The 19,064-nt window shown below is 66.9% G+C and carries 22 protein-coding genes; 10 read left to right on the top strand and 12 right to left on the bottom strand.

Annotated features, from left to right (window positions below):
* Positions 1–112 precede the first annotated feature (112 nt).
* The 3 genes from argF to ACW17V_RS07125 all read right to left on the bottom strand — a co-directional run bounded on the left by argF (position 113) and on the right by ACW17V_RS07125 (position 3,356).
* The gene (gene argF / locus ACW17V_RS07135; protein ID WP_492108165.1) at positions 113–1,048 is read right to left on the bottom strand and encodes an ornithine carbamoyltransferase; all 936 of its coding nucleotides are present in this window, start codon (positions 1,046–1,048) and stop codon (positions 113–115) included.
* A gap of 115 nt (positions 1,049–1,163) precedes the next feature.
* Positions 1,164–2,384 carry an aspartate aminotransferase family protein gene (locus tag ACW17V_RS07130; protein WP_492108164.1) on the bottom strand — a complete coding sequence of 407 codons (1,221 nt, stop codon included), beginning with the start codon at positions 2,382–2,384 and terminating at the stop codon, positions 1,164–1,166.
* Positions 2,385–2,534: 150 nt separating this feature from the next.
* A complete protein-coding gene (locus ACW17V_RS07125) occupies positions 2,535–3,356 on the bottom strand; it encodes an ABC transporter permease (RefSeq protein ID WP_492108163.1) in 822 nt (273 codons plus the stop codon).
* A gap of 238 nt (positions 3,357–3,594) precedes the next feature.
* Between ACW17V_RS07125 and gcrA the strand changes: the two genes are divergently transcribed.
* The 5 genes from gcrA to ACW17V_RS07100 all read left to right on the top strand — a co-directional run bounded on the left by gcrA (position 3,595) and on the right by ACW17V_RS07100 (position 7,425).
* Positions 3,595–4,125: a cell cycle sigma 70 cofactor GcrA gene (gcrA, locus tag ACW17V_RS07120; RefSeq protein WP_492108162.1), complete on the top strand. Its 531-nt coding sequence runs from the start codon at positions 3,595–3,597 to the stop codon at positions 4,123–4,125.
* Between the two features lie 71 nt (positions 4,126–4,196).
* On the top strand, positions 4,197–5,729 hold the full coding sequence (gene xseA / locus ACW17V_RS07115) for an exodeoxyribonuclease VII large subunit (RefSeq protein ID WP_492108161.1): 1,533 nt from the start codon (positions 4,197–4,199) through the stop codon (positions 5,727–5,729).
* Positions 5,730–5,756: 27 nt separating this feature from the next.
* Positions 5,757–5,978 (top strand): DUF2093 domain-containing protein, encoded by a 222-nt coding sequence (locus ACW17V_RS07110; RefSeq protein ID WP_492108160.1) that lies wholly within the window; start codon positions 5,757–5,759, stop codon positions 5,976–5,978.
* Positions 5,979–6,016: 38 nt separating this feature from the next.
* Positions 6,017–6,811 carry a M23 family metallopeptidase gene (locus ACW17V_RS07105; protein ID WP_492108159.1) on the top strand — a complete coding sequence of 265 codons (795 nt, stop codon included), beginning with the start codon at positions 6,017–6,019 and terminating at the stop codon, positions 6,809–6,811.
* A 104-nt stretch (positions 6,812–6,915) separates the two neighbouring features.
* Positions 6,916–7,425: a response regulator gene (locus ACW17V_RS07100; protein ID WP_492108158.1), complete on the top strand. Its 510-nt coding sequence runs from the start codon at positions 6,916–6,918 to the stop codon at positions 7,423–7,425.
* On the opposite strand, the gene ACW17V_RS07095 is transcribed toward ACW17V_RS07100, so the two are convergent.
* On the bottom strand, positions 7,422–8,363 hold the full coding sequence (locus ACW17V_RS07095; RefSeq protein WP_492108157.1) for a lysophospholipid acyltransferase family protein: 942 nt from the start codon (positions 8,361–8,363) through the stop codon (positions 7,422–7,424). The two genes, ACW17V_RS07100 and ACW17V_RS07095, sit on opposite strands and share 4 nt — an antisense overlap.
* 118 nt (positions 8,364–8,481) lie before the next feature.
* Between ACW17V_RS07095 and ACW17V_RS07090 the strand changes: the two genes are divergently transcribed.
* Positions 8,482–8,874 (top strand): helix-turn-helix domain-containing protein, encoded by a 393-nt coding sequence (locus ACW17V_RS07090; RefSeq protein WP_425993805.1) that lies wholly within the window; start codon positions 8,482–8,484, stop codon positions 8,872–8,874.
* Positions 8,875–8,915: 41 nt separating this feature from the next.
* A complete protein-coding gene (gene hisN, locus ACW17V_RS07085; protein ID WP_492108156.1) occupies positions 8,916–9,752 on the top strand; it encodes a histidinol-phosphatase in 837 nt (278 codons plus the stop codon).
* On the opposite strand, the gene ACW17V_RS07080 is transcribed toward hisN, so the two are convergent.
* From ACW17V_RS07080 to ACW17V_RS07060, 5 genes are all read right to left on the bottom strand, one after another.
* Positions 9,733–10,698 carry an alpha/beta fold hydrolase gene (locus ACW17V_RS07080; protein WP_492108155.1) on the bottom strand — a complete coding sequence of 322 codons (966 nt, stop codon included), beginning with the start codon at positions 10,696–10,698 and terminating at the stop codon, positions 9,733–9,735. The genes hisN and ACW17V_RS07080 overlap by 20 nt on opposite strands.
* Positions 10,699–10,701: 3 nt before the next feature.
* Positions 10,702–11,010: an SCP2 sterol-binding domain-containing protein gene (locus ACW17V_RS07075; protein WP_492108154.1), complete on the bottom strand. Its 309-nt coding sequence runs from the start codon at positions 11,008–11,010 to the stop codon at positions 10,702–10,704.
* Between the two features lie 90 nt (positions 11,011–11,100).
* A complete protein-coding gene (locus tag ACW17V_RS07070; RefSeq protein ID WP_492108153.1) occupies positions 11,101–11,757 on the bottom strand; it encodes a hypothetical protein in 657 nt (218 codons plus the stop codon).
* Positions 11,754–12,641 (bottom strand): class I SAM-dependent methyltransferase, encoded by an 888-nt coding sequence (locus tag ACW17V_RS07065; protein ID WP_492108152.1) that lies wholly within the window; start codon positions 12,639–12,641, stop codon positions 11,754–11,756. Before ACW17V_RS07065 ends, ACW17V_RS07070 begins: the two co-directional genes overlap by 4 nt.
* A 55-nt stretch (positions 12,642–12,696) precedes the next feature.
* The gene (locus ACW17V_RS07060; RefSeq protein WP_492108151.1) at positions 12,697–13,539 is read right to left on the bottom strand and encodes a class I SAM-dependent methyltransferase; all 843 of its coding nucleotides are present in this window, start codon (positions 13,537–13,539) and stop codon (positions 12,697–12,699) included.
* Between the two features lie 230 nt (positions 13,540–13,769).
* On the opposite strand from ACW17V_RS07060, the gene ACW17V_RS07055 reads away from it, so the two are divergent.
* Positions 13,770–14,240: an Hsp20 family protein gene (locus ACW17V_RS07055; protein WP_492108150.1), complete on the top strand. Its 471-nt coding sequence runs from the start codon at positions 13,770–13,772 to the stop codon at positions 14,238–14,240.
* Positions 14,241–14,323: 83 nt separating this feature from the next.
* Here the strand turns inward: ACW17V_RS07055 and ACW17V_RS07050 are convergent, their stop codons facing one another.
* The 3 genes from ACW17V_RS07050 to gpmA all read right to left on the bottom strand — a co-directional run bounded on the left by ACW17V_RS07050 (position 14,324) and on the right by gpmA (position 17,747).
* Positions 14,324–15,589 (bottom strand): pentapeptide repeat-containing protein, encoded by a 1,266-nt coding sequence (locus ACW17V_RS07050; RefSeq protein ID WP_492108149.1) that lies wholly within the window; start codon positions 15,587–15,589, stop codon positions 14,324–14,326.
* 98 nt (positions 15,590–15,687) lie between these two features.
* The gene (locus ACW17V_RS07045; RefSeq protein WP_492108148.1) at positions 15,688–16,947 is read right to left on the bottom strand and encodes a pentapeptide repeat-containing protein; all 1,260 of its coding nucleotides are present in this window, start codon (positions 16,945–16,947) and stop codon (positions 15,688–15,690) included.
* 86 nt (positions 16,948–17,033) lie between these two features.
* On the bottom strand, positions 17,034–17,747 hold the full coding sequence (gene gpmA, locus ACW17V_RS07040) for a 2,3-diphosphoglycerate-dependent phosphoglycerate mutase (protein WP_492108147.1): 714 nt from the start codon (positions 17,745–17,747) through the stop codon (positions 17,034–17,036).
* Between the two features lie 99 nt (positions 17,748–17,846).
* Here gpmA and ACW17V_RS07035 point away from each other — a divergent pair, with 99 nt between their 5' ends.
* A complete protein-coding gene (locus tag ACW17V_RS07035) occupies positions 17,847–18,080 on the top strand; it encodes a hypothetical protein (protein ID WP_492108146.1) in 234 nt (77 codons plus the stop codon).
* The gene (locus ACW17V_RS07030) at positions 18,077–19,033 is read left to right on the top strand and encodes a KpsF/GutQ family sugar-phosphate isomerase (protein ID WP_492108145.1); all 957 of its coding nucleotides are present in this window, start codon (positions 18,077–18,079) and stop codon (positions 19,031–19,033) included. The genes ACW17V_RS07035 and ACW17V_RS07030 overlap by 4 nt, the downstream gene beginning before the upstream one ends.
* The last annotated feature ends 31 nt before the right edge of the window (positions 19,034–19,064 follow it).

Below are 19,064 nucleotides of genomic sequence, written 5' to 3'. Positions count from 1 at the left end.
GTGGAGCGAGGAGAGTCGGAGCACGCCAGAAAGGTCGCCGCTTTTGCCCATACGCGGCGGCAAAGCCGGCCAGTGTTCCAACCCCACCGGACGCTGGCCGGCGCCCCGCCCCCTACCCGATCGCGCCGAACGCCCAGGCCAGAACCGACTTCTGGGCGTGGATGCGGTTCTCGGCCTCGTCCCAGGCCAGGGACCGCGGACCATCGAGCACGGCGTCGGTGACTTCCTCGCCCCGGTGGGCCGGCAGGCAGTGCAGGAAGACGCCGTCGGGCTTGGAAAGATCCATGAGCGCCTCATCCACCTGATACGGCTCCAGCGCCGCCAGGCGCTGGTCGTGATCGGTGTCGCCCATCGAGACCCAGGTGTCGGCCACGACCACGTCGGCGCCGCGCACGGCCTCGCGCGGGTCGTCGGTCATGGTCACCTGGCCCTGCAGATCCTGGGCGCGCGCCAGATCCACCAGGTCGGGGTGATACACCGCCGGACAGGCAATCTTCAGCTTGAAGCCCAGCAGCGGCGCGGCGTGGATGAAGCTGGAGCAGACATTGTTGCCATCGCCGACCCAGGCGATGGTCTTGCCACCCACGTCGCCGCGATGCTCTTCGATGGTCAGCAGGTCGGCCATGATCTGGCACGGGTGGCTCTTGTCAGTCAGGCCGTTGATCACCGGCACGGTCGAGACCTGGGCGAAGCGTTCCACGTCAGCGTGGCTGTTGGCGCGGATCATCACCGCGTCGACCATGCGCGACAGCACGCGGGCGGTGTCCTCGATGGTCTCGCCGCGCCCCAGCTGCATGTCGTTGGAGGTCGAGATGATCCCCGAGCCGCCCAGCTGGCGGATCGCCGCGTCGAACGAGAAGCGGGTGCGGGTCGAGTTCTTCTGGAAGATCATCGCCAGAACGCGACCATCGGCGGGCGCGTCGGCGTCGACCTTGCCCTGGCCCCAGCCCTTGCGGGCGGTCTTGCGGGCCTTGGCGTCCTCCAGCATCAGACGCAGCGTGGCGCCGTCGAGCTTCCAGAGATCGATGAAGTGCCGGGGTTGGGTCATTGCCATTCCCTCCCCGCTCTCCCCGGCGAAAGCCGGGGCCCAGATACATCCGGGAAAGCAGCGGGCTTGATCTGGGTCCCGGCTTTCGCCGGGAAGAGCGGATAAGAGTTGGAGTTTAGGCGGCCGCCAGTTTCGAGCGAGCGGCCTCGCAGGCCTTCTCCAGCTTGGCGATCGCCTCGCTGGCTTCCTCGATGGTCAGGTTCAGCGGCGGCAGCAGGCGCACGCAGTTGTCGCCGCCCCCCGCCACCAGCAGCTTCTCGTCGCGGGCCAGGACCATGAACTCGCGGTTGTTCGGGATCAGCTTGATGCCGATCAGGAAGCCCTTGCCGCGGATGTCGACGATGACGTCCGGGAAGCGATCCTTCAGGCCGTTCAGCTGCTGCACGAAATAGCCGGCCACGGTCTTCACGTTGTCGAGGATCTCGGGCGTGTTGATCGTGTCGAAAGCCGCCTTGCCCACGGCCATGGCCAGCGGGTTGCCGCCGAAGGTCGAGCCGTGGACGCCCACGGTCATGCCCTTGGCCGCCTCGGTGGTGGCAAGGCACGCGCCGACCGGGAAGCCGCCGCCCAGGGCCTTGGCCACGGCCATGATGTGCGGCTCGCCGCCGGGCGCCCACTCATAGGCGAACAGCTTGCCGGTCCGGCCCATGCCGCACTGCACTTCGTCATAGATCAGCAGGACGCCGTGCTCGTCACACAGCGAACGCAGGCTGACCAGGCAGTGCTCGGGGATCGACCGCGCGCCGCCCTCGCCCTGCACGGGCTCGACAATGATCGCCGCGGTGGTCGGCTGCGCGATGGCGGCCTTCAGGGCGTCATGGTCGCCGAAGGTCAGCTGGCTGTAGCCCGGCAGGCGCGGGCCAAAGCCCTCGACATAGCTGGGATTGCCCGACGCGTTGACCGCCGCATACGACCGGCCGTGGAACGAGCCGTCGAAACCGAAGATCTCGGTCCGCTCGGGCTGGCCGTTGGCGGTGTGATACTTGCGGGCGGTCTTCAGCGCGCACTCGATCGCCTCTGTGCCCGAATTGGTGAAGAACACCACGTCGGCGAAGCTGTGGGCGCACAGCTTGTCGGCCAGCTCTTCCTGCTCGGGGATGCGATAGATGTTGGAGACGTGCCAGAGCTTCTCGCCCTGGGTCTTCAGCGCCTCGACCAGAACCGGGTGGGCGTGGCCCAGACCGTCGGTGGCGATACCCGCCACGCAGTCCAGATAGACATCGCCGTCGGTCGAGAACAGGCGCGCGCCTCGGCCTCGCTCGAACGCCAACGGGGCGCGGTTGTAGACGCCCATGATGTGCTGTTGCGAGGACTTCGAAGACGTCGGGCTGGTCAAGACCGCCTCCCAAAAAGGAAAGAAGCCCCCGCGCTGTTCGCACGGGGACCGGAAGGCCGCAGGTTGTCGCCGTGGAACGACGCTCTGTCAATGAAACTGGCCGGGAAAGTTTTGTGAAATTACGCGCTTGGGTCGCGCGCGCCACACCGCTCAGGTCTTGAGGCGATATCCGGTGCGGAACAGATGCCAGCACCACAGGAACAGCACGATGGTCAGGACCGCCGTGGTGATCACGCCAATCAGGATCGAGCCGTCGGCATGACCGATGAAGCCGTAGCGGAACCCGTCGATCAGATAGAAGAACGGGTTGTAGTGGCTGGCCGAACGGAAAGGCTCCGGCAGCCTGTCGACCAGATAGAAGGTGCCCGACAGGAAGGTCATCGGCATGATCAGGAAGTTGGTCACGGCCGACAGCTGGTCGAACTTCTCGGCCCACAGGCCCGCCAGAATACCGGCCAGGCCCAGGATCAGCGACGCGCCGATCCCGAAATAGAAGATCGGCCAGACGTGGGCGACGCCCAGGCCCGCGCCCGGCAGCAGGCCGATGACAATGGCCGTCACCGCGCCGACCACCACGCCGCGCGTCGCCGCGCCCAAGGCGAAGGCCGAGACCTGCTCCAGAGGCGACAGCGGCGGGGTCAGGAAGTCCGGCGTCAGACCCATCATCTTGGCCTGGATCAGCGACGAGGACGAATTGGCGAAGGCGTTGTTGAGGATGGCCATCATGATCAGGCCCGGGGCCACGAAATGGCCGAAGCTCACCCCGTCCACCGCCTGTCGCGCAGGACCGACGGCGACCACGAAGACCAGCATGTAGAGCAAGGTGGTCACCACCGGAGCGGCCACCGTCTGGGTGCCCACCTTCCAGAAGCGGCGGATCTCGCGCTGGTACAGGGTGAAGAACCCACTCCAGTTCCAGCCATGATAATCGCGCGGCTGCGGCGGAACGACGCTGTCTGCCATGTCTCTCATGAACCCGAGTCCCAAAATTCCCTTACGCATGTGCGCTTTGGGCCCTCAAGGCGCAAGTCAGACCCTTTCCGAATCAACATCTAGTTTCTGTGGACAGACCACTTGGCGCCCATTGTGTGATTTAACGTTTTCTTTACGATATGTGGTAGGACGACTGCCGGCGGGGTGGTCAAAACACCAGATATGGGGTCCAGAGCTTGGGGAAGCTTCGGAACCCGTTGAATGGCGGGAGATGGGTATGAGCTGGACCGACGATCGGGTCACCACCTTGAAGAAGCTCTGGCTGGACGGGCTTTCGGCCAGTCAGATCGCCAAGCAATTGGGCGGCGTTACGCGCAACGCCGTCATCGGCAAGGTGCACCGCTTGGGCCTTTCGGGCCGCGCGGCTCCTTCGCAACCGGCGCGTCCGGCCTTCAAGGCCCCGCGTCCCGCCCGTCCCGCCGCGCAGACCATGCCGTCCGCGCCGCGCCGGGTCGTCACGCCCGAGCACACGCCAGCGCAAGCCATCGTGTCCTCCGGCGTCGCCCCTCCGACCCTGCCCGTCTATCGCGACGAGCAACCCGGCTCGGCCACCGTGCTGACCCTGGGCGCCCACATGTGCAAGTGGCCGATCGGCGACCCCTCGTCGGACGGCTTCACCTTCTGCGGCCGTCGCTCGTCGGAAGGCCCCTATTGCGGCGAACACGCCCGGGTGGCCTACCAGCCGCAACAATCCAAGAAGAAGGCCGGCCCCACCGAGCTGGCTCGCTCGCTGCGTCGCTACATCTAAAACCTACCCCATAAGAACAAGTCTCTCATGCGGCCCTCCCCGTTCGTCGGGGAGGGCCTTATGCTGTGCGCATGACCGACGTCGCCGCTCCTGATTCCAACGCGCCCGCCTATTCCGTCTCGGAACTGGCCTTCGCGCTGAAGCGCACGCTGGAGACCAGCTATTCCCACGTGCGGCTGCGCGGCGAGCTGTCGAAGGTCACCCATCACGGCAACGGCCACGTCTATCTGACCATCAAGGACGACAAGTCGGCCATCGACGGCGTGGTCTGGAAAGGCTCCGTACGGGGCTTGGGGGTGCGGCCCGAGCACGGCCTGGAAGTCATCGTCACCGGCAAGATCACCACCTATCCGGCCGGCTCGCGCTACCAGATCGTCATCGAGAGCATGGAGGCCGCCGGGGTCGGCGCGCTGCTGGCCCAACTTGAACGCCTGAAGGCCAAGCTGCATAGCGAGGGCCTGTTTGAGGCGTCGCGCAAGCGTCCGCTGCCCACCATGCCCGCCGTGGTCGGCGTGATCACCAGCCCCACCGGGGCGGTGATCCGCGACATCCTGCACCGCATCCGCGACCGCTGGCCGTGCCATGTGCTGGTCTGGCCCGTGGTCGTGCAGGGCGATCAGGCCGCGCTGCAGGTGGCCGGGGCCATCCGGGGCTTTAACGCCATCACCCCCGGCGGACGCGTGCCGCGTCCCGACATCATCATCGTCGCCCGCGGCGGCGGTTCGGTCGAAGACCTGTGGGCCTTCAACGACGAGACCCTGGCCCGCACCGTGGCGGCGAGCGACATCCCGCTGATCTCGGCCGTCGGCCACGAGACCGACACCACCCTGATCGACTTCGTCTCCGACCGCCGCGCGCCCACCCCCACCGCCGCCGCCGAGATCGCCACGCCGGTGCTGGGCGAGCTGCGGGCCCTGGTCTCCGACTATGACCGCCGCCTCAATCGCTGCGGCTCGCGCGTTCTGGAAGAGCGCCGCACGCGGCTGGTCAGCGCCGCCCGCGCCCTGCCCCGCCCGGCCGACCTTCTGGCCCTGGCCCAGCAGCGCTTCGACATCGCAGCGGGACGCCTTGACGCCGCCCTGGGCCGCAACACCGCCGTCCACGCCCAGGACCTGCTGCGCGTCACCGCCCGCCTGTCGCCCGAGGCTCTGGGCCGTCAGCACAAGGTCAAGGCCGATCGCGTGTCTGACCTGTCGCGCCGCATGGATCTGGCCGCCCGTCGCGCGCCCGAGCGCATCGCCCAGAACGCCCGCCTGCCCGCTCTGTGGAGCCGCCTGAACGACGCCGGCAAGCGGCGCCTGCAACGTGACGCCGACCGTCTGTCCAGCCTGGAAAAGCTACGCCAGTCGCTTAATCCCCGGCGACCTCTGGATCTGGGCTTTGCCCTGGTCCGCAAGGCCGATCACTCGATCGTCCGCTCGGCCGCGCATTTGGGCCCCGGCGACTGGGTCAGCCTGCAGTTCGGCGATGGAGAGCGCAACGCGTTGATCGACGACAGCGCGCCGCCGGCTGTGGCGCCCGCCCCCGCCCTGACCCCCGCTCCGCCCAGACCAGCCCGTCCGAAGCCGACTACACCAAAACCTGATCAGGGCGATCTGTTCTGAGACGTCACCGTGGCGTAGAACACCCTCATGAACGCTTTTGATCGCGACCTTGGAAAATCCGACGGCCTGGCCGTGCTGCACTATGGCGACGGCGAATACGCCGTGATGTCGCCGGGCCGTTTCGTGCTGTGCGCCGTCACCGGCGCCAAGGTGTCGCTGGACGCCCTGCGCTACTGGAGCCCCGAGCTTCAGGAAGCCTATGCCACCCCCGCCGAAGCGCTGAAGCGCTGGCAAGAGAAGATCGCCTGAACCGTCGGGCGCTCCTGACGGGCCTCGCCGTCAGCGGCGTGGCTCGCGCGGCCTGGGCCTCGGCGCCCGGGCTGACCCTGTCAGGCAAGTTTGTGCAGGGCGGCTACGCCATCGGCCGCACCGCGCCCCAGGCCACCATAGATCTTGATGGCGAGATCGTGGGCCTGGCCTCGACCGAGGGCTGGTTCGTGGCCGGCTTCGACCGCGACGCTCCGCCGGTCGTCACCATCACCGTCACCACCGCCGACGGCTCCGCCAGCCATGAAGCGGTCATCGCGCCTGGAGCCTTCGATATCCAGCGCATCGACGGCCTGCCCGCCAATCAGGTCGCGCCCGTCGATCCCGTCCTGCTGGCCCGGATCGCCGCCGAGGGCGAGCGCAAGGCCGCGGGTTTCAACAGCATCGCGGACCTGGACGCCTTCAGGAGCGGCTTCATCCTGCCTGTCGAGGGCGCGAGGCGGTCAGCCCGCTTCGGCGGGCAACGCATACTTAACGGCGAGCCCAGGCGCCCCCATTTCGGCGTTGATCTGGCCGCGCCAGTGGGAACGGCCGTGCGCGCGCCGGCCGGCGGACAGGTCGTTTTTTCCGAGACCGGACTACATTTCGAGGGCGGGCTGATCCTGATCGATCATGGTCAGGGCCTGATCACCGCCTACCTGCATCTATCCAAAGTCATTGTTATGGCCGGAGATTTGGTCAGGCAGGGCCAGATCATCGGCGCCGTCGGCAAGGAAGGGCGGGCCACGGGCCCGCACCTGTGCTGGCGCATGAAATGGCGGGGCCGCAACCTTGATCCATCCCTGATGGTCGGCGCCACCTCTCCTCGCCCGTAGCGCGCAAATAAACCATCCATTAGCCTTGATCTCACTATCCAGAAGCCGGGCCATGTGCTTACTCGCGGCTCTGCTTCCCGGTCTGACTAGGAGATAGCCACCGCATGTCGGCGGAGTATGCCAATCTGCGCTTTCTGCTGGTGGACGATAACCACCACATGCGGGCTATCGTCAGCGCCATCCTCAAGGGCGTGGGCGTCAAGCACGTGCGCGAGGCCATGGACGGGGCAGAAGCCCTGCAGGCGATGCGCGAAGGTCTGATCGACATCGCCATCGTCGACTTCAAGATGTCGCCGCTGGACGGCGTTCAGTTCACCCAGCTGGTCCGCAACTCGCCAGACAGCGTCGATCCCTTCCTGCCGATCATCATGCTGACCGGCTTTGCCGAGCGCCATCGGGTGTTCGAGGCCCGCGACGCCGGGGTTACCGAGATCGTGGTCAAGCCGGTCACGGCCCGCTCGCTCCTGGACCGGATCAACATGGTGATCTTCAAGCCCAGGCCATTCATCCGATCGGGCGACTATTTCGGCCCCTGCCGCCGTCGCCGCGATGAACCGAACTATGCGGGCCCCTTCCGTCGGCAGGGCGAAGGTCCAGGCGCGCTCGAAATCTAGCCTTCGCTGGCAGGGGCTTCCCTAGCGGCCAGCGCCGCATAGACCTCGTTGGGCCACCGGCGGTGAACCCAGAACCATTCCGCCGGCCGCTCGCGGATGCGCTCCTCCATGAAGGTGTTGATCAGGCGCACGCCCGCCTCGATGTCGGCCGTGCGGTCGCCGGTCGAGGGCACGACGATGGGATCGTGGACCACCGCCCGGAACCGCGCGCCCCTGATGCGCTGAACCGACATCGGCTGCAGCACCGTGCCAAAGCGGATCGCCAGCCGGGTCGGGCCCGGCGCGGTGCGCGCGTCATGGCCGAAGAACGGAGCGGCCACGCCATTGTTGAACTTCTGGTCGTTCATCAGGGCGACCGACCGGCCTTCCTTCATGCCTTCGAGCAGTTCCCGCGCGCCGTCGCCGCCCTTGGGCGCGAACAGCCGCACGCCATAACGGAAGCGGCTCTCCTTGATCCGCTTGTCCACATAGGGATTGTTGGCCGCGCGATAGGTCATCTCGCAGATCACGCCGCTATCGACGATGGCGGCCGGCATCACCTCCCAGTTCGAGAGGTGGCCGGACACGAACACCACCGGGATCTTCTTCTCGGCGATCTCGGTCAGACGCTCCCTGTTGACGACCTCGACCCGGCCGGTGGACGGCAGGATCCTGTCCATCAGCGGGAATTCGGCGAATGAGCGGCCCAGGCCGTCCCATTGCGCGACCAGGGTCTGCGCGCGCCAGGCCTCGTCCTTTTCCGGGAACGCCAGCTTCAGATTGCGCTCTGCGACCTTGTGCGCCCCGCTGAGCGGACCGAACGTGCGGCCGATCCAGCCGCCGAAATTCGACGCCGCGTCCACGCCCATAAGGCGAAACAGCGCGATGAAGAGGTCAAAGCCCAGCGCCTCACCGCGCCAGAGCAGATCCTGGGCCCAGGGCCGACGCTTATCCGACATGCCTTCTTAGTAGGCTGGCTTGCACGCCGCGCGCAACGCCACTTCGCCCGGCACGCGACTTGCGACCAACAAGCACGACCGTTCCGTTTCGGGACGCTCGATACTCTAACGGGGGGGCTTGGCTTCCATGGGTAACGACATCGACGTGCATTTGGGCAAGCGTCTGCGCCGTCGTCGCCGTCTTCTGGGTCTGACCCAGCAGCAACTGGCCGGCACGGTGGGCGTTCGATTCCAGCAGATTCAAAAGTACGAGTGCGGCGCCAACCGTATCTCGGCCGCTCGCCTCTGGCAGCTGTCCGAGGCGCTGGAGGTGCCGGTCGGCTATTTCTATGACGGCCTCTCCGACCAGGTTCGCCGCGAAGCCGCAGGCGAAGCCGAGGGCGGCGAAATGTTCGCCCGCAAGGAAACGCTGGACCTGATCCGTGCATACTACCTGCTGGGCGAGCGTCCGCGTCGTCGCCTGCTGGATCTGGCCAAGTCGTTGAACGGCGGCGAACACGCCGACGCGTAGTTCCGGTAGCGTACGTGCGGCGGGGGCGTTAAACCCCGCCCATGACGCTTTCTGCTGACCGGCTCGCCGCGCTCGACGCCTTTATCATCGATCTCAACCAGGCTTCGGCCGAGGTGATCCTGCCCTTGTTCCGGGCGGATCATGGACTCGAGGACAAGGGCGCCGGCAAGAACCTGCCGCGTGAAAGCCACGCCGCCTTCGATCCGGTTACCGAGGCCGATCGCGGGGCCGAGGCGGCGATCCGCGCGCTGATCGCCGAGCGCTTTCCCGAGCACGGCGTGATCGGCGAGGAATATGGCGAGGACCGCCCGGACGCCGAGTTCGTCTGGGTGCTCGATCCCATCGACGGCACGCGCGCCTTCATCTCCGGCCTGCCCCTGTGGACCACCCTGATCGGCCTTCGCCATCAGGGCCGTCCCATAATGGGCTCCATCGGCCAGCCCTATGTGGGCGAGGTCTTCATCGGCCATGCCGGTGGCTCGCGCCTGATCTCGCGCGGCCAGAGCACGCCGATCAAAGTCCGCGAATGCCCGAACCTGACCGACGCCGTCATCTCCACCACTGATCCCGACGCCTGTTTCGACGGCGCCGAACGCGGGGCCTGGTTGCAGGTTCGCGCCGCCGCCAAGCTGGCCCGTCTGGGCTGCGACGCCTATGCCTACGCCATGGTCGCCATGGGCAAGATGGACATGGTGATCGAAGCGGGCCTGAAGTCCTGGGACATCGAAGCCGCCATCCCCGTGATCGAGGGCGCCGGCGGCCTGGTCACCGACTGGCGCGGCGAACCGATCGGACAGCACGGTGGGCAGATGGTGATCTCGGGCGATCGCAGGCCGCTGGACGAGGCGCTGGTGTCGCTCAGGCGGTCGGCGAAATAGGCGCCACGGCGTCCACGGTCTGGTCGAACGCCACCCAGAACTGCGCCCGGCGCGCGTCGATCTCGATCAGGATCTCGTGGAACGATCCCTCGATCTCCCGATAGCGCCCCTTCGGAATCCGTTGCGCGATCGACCTGAGGTCGACGTTCAGCACGCGGCTGTCCTCGCCGGCCCCGACGATGGTCACCGGGATCGAGATCGCTTCAACGCCAGACGAACGGCGAAGCCAGGCGCAGGCGGAAAAGGCGAAGTCCACCCAGCCCCAGGTCGTGCCGCCCAGGGCGATGTCGGGATTGGCCAGCAGTTGAGCGCGATAGCGCTCGTATCGCGCCTGGTCGTGGGTCAGGGCGTCGGTGGCGAAACTGTGGGTGAACGGGTCGCCGGTCTCGCCCAGCGTATAGTCGCCCGCCCGGCCGGCGCGGGCCATGAGCCAGGCCAGGGCGCGGGAGGCGCGAGGCGGCCGACGCCCGGTGTTCAGACCCAGCATCGGGGCCGATAGCACGCAGGCGGCGAAACGGTTTTCGCCGTGGGCCAGGGCCAGTGTGGTCAGGCAGCCGCCCATCGAGTGTCCCAGGGCGATCCAGGGCTTGGGCAGGCGGCCTTCGAAGGCGTCGAGCAGAGCCGCATAGTCGCCCAGGAACGGCTTGAAGCCCCGAGCGTGGCCCTTGAGCCGGTCAGGCAGAGCGCGGGCCGACAGCCCCTGCCCTCGCCAGTCGTGGACAAGCACGGCGAAGCCGCGATCCAGCAGGTCTTGAATGACCTCGTAATATTTCTCGATCGGCTCGCTTCGGCCGGGGCTGACGATCACCGAGCCCCGGGGTTTGCCATCCGGGAAAAAGGAAGCGGCGCGGAGGGTCGCCCCATCCGCGCCGACAAACCATTCAGCCATCCCATGATCCGGAACAGGCGCCTCGGGAATCGATACCAGAGGCGCCCTTTCCGGCATGGATCAGCGCATCTTGGCGAACAGCGTCGCCATCTTGGACTGCAGCGCCATGGCGGCGCCCATGTCCGACAGCTTCAGCTTGCCGGTCATCACCGCCATGGTGGGGTCCAGCGAACCGGCGCCGATCGCCAGCAGATCATCCATGCTCAGAGTCATGGTCAGATCGGCGGGCAGGTCTTCGTTGGTGACGGAGCCGCCGTCGATGTGCACGACGCCGGCGTCCTTGAGGTCGAATTTCAGGCTTTTGCCCAGACCGCTGTCGTCGCCCACGGCGCCTTTGATACGGTCGGTGATTTCCTGCAGCGTGGCCATGAGCGCGATCTCCCTGTGTTTCGCGTGTTGATTGGCGATAGCTAGACCGGGCAGCGACGGCAAGTAAACACCGTTCAGACCCGTTCCGGCTTATTTCTTCCGGTCGTAGAACCCGACCTTAGTTGGGCTTTTTGTCAACTTTACCCTTACGGCGCCCTTGAAATCTTCCGGGCGAAAGTACGGGGTTTCCTTGATCAGGGGCAGCGGCTGGGTGCGGCCATCGGCGAAGACGGCGACGCCGCCGGCGGCCTTGACGAAGGCGATCCCGGTCATCTTGGGCAGCAGCATACCCATCGGGCCCGCCGCCTTGCCGATCACCGTATTGGCCTCGCTCACCGTGGCCGCCAGTTCTCGGGCGTCGTATTCGGTCGCCGGATTCAGCTGGGTCGCGAAATTCAGCGTCGTGCCGACCTTGGCGTCCTCGGGCAGGTCGAGCGCAAGTTTGGCCCCACCCTCAAGCTGCGCCAGGGTGGGCAGGCGTTCGAAAGCCCCGGAGGCGTTGACCGGCAGCGGCGTGCGGGCTCCGTTCGCCTCGATCAGCGTCGCCTTCAGGTTGGCCAGCGGTTTGTCCTTGAGGCTCAGCGTATAGCCAAGCCGCACTCGGGCGCGCTCGCCGGCGGGCACCTTCAGGAACTTCTCGAGATAGGGAAACGCCTTGGCCGCCGGCCCGACCTTTTCGGCCAGGGCGGGCGTGGCGATCGCGGCCAGCAAGGCCGCCGCGACGAGGCCGGTCTTCAGAGGGCTCATTTGGGCTTCATGAATTTGAGGGTCATGCGGTCACTCTCGCCGATGGCGTCATACTTGGCGTGGTCGAAGCCCGGCTCGGCGGGCTCACCGCGCGGGGCAGAAAGCCGGGTCGGCGGCAGGGTCCAGACGCCGAAGGGGTGATCCTTGGTGTCTTTGGGATTGGCGTTGATTTCGCTGGAGCCCGCCAGGATGAAGCCGGCTTCCTGGGCCATCTGCACGACATAGGCTTCCTGCACATAGCCGTCGGCCGCCAGCACGTCCTGGATACGTCCAGCCTCGCCGCGATGCTCCTCGACGCCGAGCACGCCGCCAGGCTTCAGGGCCGCCAGAGCGTCCCGGAAAGCCTTCTCGGCGATCCCTGCAGCCATCCAGTTATGGACGTTACGCAGGAACAGCACGAGGTCGGCTGAGCCGGCCGGCGCGACCGGACCGCTGGTCGGCCCAAACGCGGTGACCTCCACGGCGCCATACAGCCTGGACTTCTCCGACAGCTTGCGCCGATAGGCCTCGACCACCTCGGTGGCGGCCGGATCGCTGGCGTCGGCCTGCAGGGTCGGGGCGTAGAGCTTGCCCTTGGTCGAGGCCAGGAACGGAGCCAGGATCTCGGTGTACCAGCCCGCGCCCGGCCAGAATTCGACGACCGTCTGTCCGGGTTTGAGCTCCCAGAACTTCAGGCTCTCGACAGGGTGGCGCCACATGTCGCGAGCGCGGTCGGCCGACGAGCGCCAGTCGCCGCCGACCGCTGTCTCGATGGTTTGGCTTGCGGCCTTGGATGGCGCCTTTGGCGCATCTTCAGCCGTCTTGCGTCCGCAGCCGACAAGACCTGCCGCCGCCCCACCGACGATCAGGCCTCGCCTGGACCAGGAAATATCCGGAAGCATCATCCCCCCTTACGAACGCCGCCAGACTATTTCGCGACCTTGGCCAAAAGGCGCCGAATCACGAAGGCTTGCGGAAACGCAGGGTCATCCGGTCGCTTTCGCCGATCGCGTCGTACTTGCTGCGATCGAAGGTCGGATCGGCGGGCTGGCCGCCGGGCGCGGTGCGCTTGACCGGGGGCAGAGTCCAGACGCCGAAGGGGTGATCCTTGGTGTCCTTGGGATTGGCGTTGATCTCGGACTTGGCGTCTAGCTTGAAGCCCGCCTTTTCGGCCAGGGCCACCACGGTGGCGGTGGCCAGATAGCCATCGGCGCCGGCGCTGGTTTCAGACTTCGGATCGGCGCGGTGGTCCTCGACCGCCAGGATGCCGCCAGGCTTCAGCACGGCGAAGAAGTCGGCGAGCACCTTGTCGGCGACGCCGGGCTGAACGGTCCAGTTGTGGACGTTGCGGGCGGTCAGCACCAGATCGGCGGAACCCGGCGCGCCGAGCGGCCCGGACACGGCCCCGAAGTTGGCGTACTGCACCTTGCCGTAGCGGCCTTCATCAGCGAAGCGGGCCTCGAAAGCCTCCCGCCCCTTGCGCGCGCCGTCGGACAGCTTGGGGTTGGCCAGGTCGGCGACGCCGGCGATGTAGTTTCCACCGGTGGCCTTGGCGTAGGGCGCAAGGATCTCGGTCCAGTAGCCGTTGCCCGGCGAGACCTCGATCACGGTCTGCGAGGGTTTCAGGCCCCAGAACGACAGGCTCTCATAGGGATGGCGAGCGCCGTCGCGCGCCACATCGGCGGCGGGACGGTGCGGGGCGGCAACGGCGGCCTTGAGCGCCGCGTCGGCGGCGAAGGCTGCGGGAGCGGCGGCCAGGCAAAGCGTGGCGGCCAGCATCAGGACATGGCGACGATGGGTCATGTTCGGGTCTCTTCCGCGTCAGGAGCGGCGACCTTAACCGGGGGCTGGAGCCGATCAAGCGTTTAGCGACCGAGGTTCAATTCAACCTCTTGAAGTCGAAAACCTGCTCCCCACCTGTCTATTCGAAGGCGCTGGATCCCCGGGCCTTCCGGACCACGGGCGACGCCGATTTCGGGTCGCCGACGGGACGAACAGACACTGCAACCTTGCTTGATAAGAAGGATGTGACCATGCGTACGATCGACCTTTCCCCTCTGTACCGCTCGCTTGTCGGCTTTGACCGTCTGGCCGCGCAGCTCGACGCCGCCGCCAGCAACGAAGCCGCTTCGGGCTATCCGCCTTACAATATCGAGCGGACCGACGAGAATTCCTACCGTATCGAGATCGCCGTCGCCGGCTTCAAGCTGGACGAACTGGCCATCGAGGTGAAGGAAGGCCTCCTCACCGTGTCGGGCCGCAAGACGGCCAATGACGACGTGAAGCGCTACCTGCATCGCGGTCTGGCCGAGCGCAATTTCGAGCGCCGCTTCCAGCTGGCTGACTATGTGATCGTCACCGACGCGGCCCTGGCCGACGGTCTGCTGTCGATCTCGCTGAAGCGCGAGCTGCCCGAAGCCCTCAAGCCCCGAACCATCGAGATCAAGTCGGACGCCGCGCCGCTGATCGAAGGCAAGAAGGTCAAAAGCGACAAGGCCGCCTGACCGGCGACGTTGAACAGCATCTTCTGAGATCCCTCCCCTCGACTTTGGCGGCGCAGCGATGCGCCGCCTTTTTCGTGTCGAGGCTAGGCCGGAACGGAAAGGTCCAAGCCCTGCGCCTGGCTCAGGTCGCAGTCGCGAAAGCTGGCTTTGACGGCCCGGGCCCCGGTGAAGTCAGCGCCACGCAGATCGGCGCCGTCGAGGACCGCTTCCGACAGATCGGCGGTCTGGGCCATGACGTAGCGCAACCGCGCCGAGGCCAGATTGGTCAGCGTGCGGCGCTCGGGACCCAGCGGCAGCGGGGTCAGAATGGCCTGACGCAGGTCGGCCTTGGTCAGGTTGGCGCCGGTCAGCTTGGCGCCTCGCAGGTCGGCGCCACGCAGGTCGGCGGCGCGCAGGTCAGCGTTCTGAAGATTAGCGCCCTGCAGCTGCGCCCCGGACAAATCCAGGCCCACCATGCATGCGCCCTTGGCGCTCATCGCCGTCAGGCGAAGGCCCTTGAGGCGATCCCCCAGCGGCCGCAGGTCTTCGTCATCCAGCCGCGCGCACTGGCCTTCCTTGCCGCCGGTCTGGCACCAGCGCTGGTTGTCGAGGGCGCGTTGATAGAGTTCCTGGGCCCTGGCCTGGGCCTGGGCGGTCACGGTGACCAAGGCGCCGGTCATGTTCGAGCCCGAGGTCCGGGCGGTCGAGGTATCGACCCCGGCCATCACCGAGCCTTGAAGATTCGCGCCTTCGAGATTGGCGCCCTTGATATCGGCCCCGTCCAGGATGGCGCCCGACAGATTGGCTTCCTTGAGATTGGCGCCCGACAGCTTGGCGCCACGCAGCGAGCAATCGCTGAAATCGGCCTTGAACGCCGAGACGCCCTCGAACTGCGACCCGTCCAGGGTGGCGCCCGAGAAGTTGGCCTCGTCGACATCGCCTTCGCGCGTCTCGTGGCGCAACGAGTCGAGACCCTTGCGAGCATGGGGAATGGCGATCTGGCCTTCGCGGAAGTCGGCCTGGGTCAGGTCGGCCTGGGCGAGATTGGCGCCGCGCAGGCAGGCGCCGCGCAGGTCGGCGCGAACCAGCATGGCCTGACGAAGATCGGCCTTGCGCAGATCGCAGCCAAACAGGCTGGCGCGGTCCAGCTTGGTACGGACCATTCGGCAGCCGTCGAGGACCGAACCCGTGAAATCGGCGTCGACGAGATTGCGGAACGACATGTCCAGACCGGACAGGTTCGTGAATTTGAGGGAAGCACGCTTGCCGCCCTGTTTGCCCGTGACGAATTTCTCGTGGGCCATCACGATCATGTCGAGCTCGGCCTGGCTCAGGCGTCGTCTGCCAGCCATGCTCTGCGCGGCGGTCATGCCCTGCTATCTCCACGTGAAAGGTCTGCTCGAAGTTGGCGACAGTACCGACGACCGACGAGCGAACGGTTAAGACTGCGCGGAAATGTCGCGGCAGATCAGATGACGTCTTCCAGCCCCCTCGCCCCCTGGCGAATGGCGCCGGTGAGGTCGACCTCCTTGAGGAGCGCGTTGGTGAAATTGGCGCGCGACAGGTCAGCGCCGCTGAGGCAGGCCTGCCGCAGGTCGGCCCGCGCCAGGTCGGCATTGGTCAGCAACACGCCCGTCAGGTCCGACGGCAGTAACCTGTCGCGCCCGATCAGCAGGGGGCCAAGCTGGGCGTCGCGGAGATCCGAACCGGAAAGCTTGGCGCCGCGAAGCCGCGCGCCGCGCAGGTCAGCGTGACGAAGATTGCAGGCGCGAAGATCCGCGCCTTCCAGCTGCGCGCCCTGAAGCTGCACGCCCTCCATGTCGAGGCCGTAGAACACCGCGCCCTTGGCCGAAAGGGCCGTCAGGTTGAAGCCGCGGACCGATTTCAGATTGCGCAGGTCGGCCTTGTCGAAGGCCGAAGGCTTGCCCTCGGCGCCGCCGGTCTCGCACCAGCGCGCATGGTCGGCGATCATCTGCTCGTAGGGCAGGTCGGAAACGCTGGTGCCCGACGGCTTGTCAGTCAGGGCGCCGTCCATATTGGTGTCGTTGACGTTCCACTGCTGGGTCTTGGCGCCCACCAGGACGGTGTTTCGCAGATCGGCGCCTGCGAGATTGGCGCCTGACAGATCGGCGCCCGCCAGGTTGGCGCCGTTGAAATTAGCCTGTTTGAGGTTGGCGCGGATCAGTTTCGCGTCCTTCAGGATCGCGTCGCTGAAGTCGGCCTTGGTCGCCACGATGCCCGACAGGCGCGAGCGCTCCAGGTTCGCGCCGGCCAGGATGGCGCCGGTGGCATAGGCTTCCCGATGCACAGGCTCGATGAGCTTGTAGCCTTCCTTGCGATCAGCCGAAGCGATGGAGCCTTCGCGCAGGTCAGCCTCGAACAGATCGGCCCCGGTCAGGTTGGCGCCGCGCAGGCTGGAGCCACGCAGATCCACGCGACGCATCGAAGCATCGGTCAGATCGGCGCCCTGCATGTCGGCGCCGTACATGTTGGCGTTGTCGAGTTTGGCCCTGCGTAGATCGCAGCCAACCAGCAAGGCGCCGGTGAAGTCAGCGTCACAGAGGTTGCGGCCCGTGACCGACAGGCCCGACAGGTCGCAGAAGGCGAAGACCGCGCGCGCGCCGCCCAGCCGCGCCGCCCACAGGCGGTCGTGCTTGGCGCAGATAACGTCCACGTCATATTGCGTCAGGCGCCGGTACTCTTGGCCTGTCGCCACTGGGGCGGTCATGGTGCTTGCGATCTATCCCGACTGGATGGACCGCGACCATGCCCGCCCGGGCATTAACGCTGAGTTTCCAAGCGTTTCCGGCTCTGTCAGGCGATTGCGGGCAGATCTTGAGCGCGGCTCTCGTCGAGGTAGCGGACCGAAACCGGCTTGAGGGCGCCGTCCAGTTCGATCACCAGCGGGTTGCCGGTGGGAATTTCGACATGAACGATGTCAGCGTCCGGCACCTGGAACAGGTGCTTGACGATGGCGCGCAGGGAATTGCCGTGGGCGGCGACCAGGATCGTCTCGCCCGCCGCCAGCTTCGGCGCAATCTCGGCTTCCCAATAGGGCAGGACGCGGACCAGGGTCGTGGCTAGGCTCTCGGTCGACGGGAGGTCCTTGCCAGCGTAGCGGCGGTCCTTGCTGAAATCGTACTCGCCGCCCGGGGCCAGTTCCGGCGGCGGGATGTCGTAGGACCGGCGCCAGATGGTGACTTGCTCCTCGCCGTGCTTGGCGGCGGTCTCGGCCTTGTTCAGGCCCGTCAGGCCGCCATAGTGGCGCTCGTTCAGGCGCCAGTCCTTGGTGACCGGCACAAAGCTCTGGCCGGCGGCGTCCAGCGCCAGGTTACAGGTGCGGATGGCGCGGGTCTGGACCGAGGTATAGGCCTCATCGAGATCGATGCCCGCGGCCTTGATCAGCTCGCCGCCCTTGCGCGCCTGGGCTTCGCCCTCGGCGGTCAGGTCGACGTCCACCCAGCCGGTGAAGCGGTTCTCGAGATTCCACTGGCTCTGGCCGTGGCGGAGCAGGACGAGGGTTGGCATCGGGCCTCCTTGCGAGATGTCACGGGCGGGCTAGGCCCAGAGGCGCGTTCCGTCAAGCGCCCCCTCCCCGTCCGCGCGACACATGCTATAGGCAGGCGCATGTCCGATCGCATTTTCATGCCCCTGATGGCGTTGATCGCCATGGCGATGATCGCCCTCGCCCTGGTCTGGCCGCAAGGCTACGGCGCGCGCTCGCCCGATCCGTTCGGCTCCACGCCGATCCAGCAGACGCCTGAAATGCGAGCCAAGATCGAGCGCGAGAAAGAAGGCGCCCGCCGTCGCGCGGAAGAAGCCGTCCGGGCCGTCAAGGCCGCCGGCGGAGTCGTGCAGTGAGCGCCTTCGACGCCGTCCTGGTCGGCCAGAGGGTTATTCTGGGCGAAGCCGACGCGCTGCGCGCCCTGTCCGATCACCTCGGCGAGAGCTTCGCCAAGGCCGTGGAGACCGTTTTCAGCGCCAAGGGCCGCGTGGTCTGCACCGGCATGGGCAAGTCGGGCCACGTGGCGCGCAAGATCGCCGCCACCCTGGCGTCGACAGGCACCTCGGCCATGTTCGTCCATCCCGCCGAGGCCAGCCACGGCGACCTGGGCATGATTGGCCCCGACGATGTGGTCCTGGCCCTGTCGAAGTCGGGCGCTGGCCGTGAATTGTCTGACACCCTGGTCTACGCCAAGCGCTTCTCGATCCCGTTGATCGCGATGACCGCCGTCGCCGACAGCCAGCTGGGTCTGGCGGCCGACATCCTTCTCCTGCTGCCCGACGCACCCGAGGCTACCGCCGAGGTCAGCGCGCCGACCACCTCGACCACCCTGCAAATCGCGCTGGGCGACGCCCTGGCCGTGGCCCTGCTGGAGCGCCGGGGGTTCACGGCGAGCGATTTCCGGGTCTTCCACCCCGGCGGCAAGCTGGGCTCGATGCTGCGCACGGTCGGCGACCTGATGCATGGCGACCAGGAACTGCCGCTGGTGGCCGCCGATGCGCCCATGCCCGCCGCCCTGCTGGTGATGAGCGAGAAGCGCTTCGGCGCGGCCGGCGTGCTCGACCCTTCTGGCCACTTGATCGGCCTGATCACCGACGGCGACCTGCGCCGCCACATGGACGGCCTTCTGGACCACCGCGCTGATGAGGTTATGACCCAGGCGCCCCTGACCATCGGCCCGGGCGCCCTGGCCGCCGAGGCCCTGAAGGTGATGAACGAGCGCCGGATCACCGTGCTGTTCGTGGTCGACAGCGGGCGCCCGGTCGGCATCCTGCATGTCCACGATCTGCTGCGGGCGGGCATTATCTAGGCGGCGGTCACGTTTCGACAATCGATGTCAT

Source organism: Caulobacter sp. FV2ye17ST, from assembly GCF_058680955.1.
This window is presented reverse-complemented; position numbering and strand designations above follow the sequence as displayed.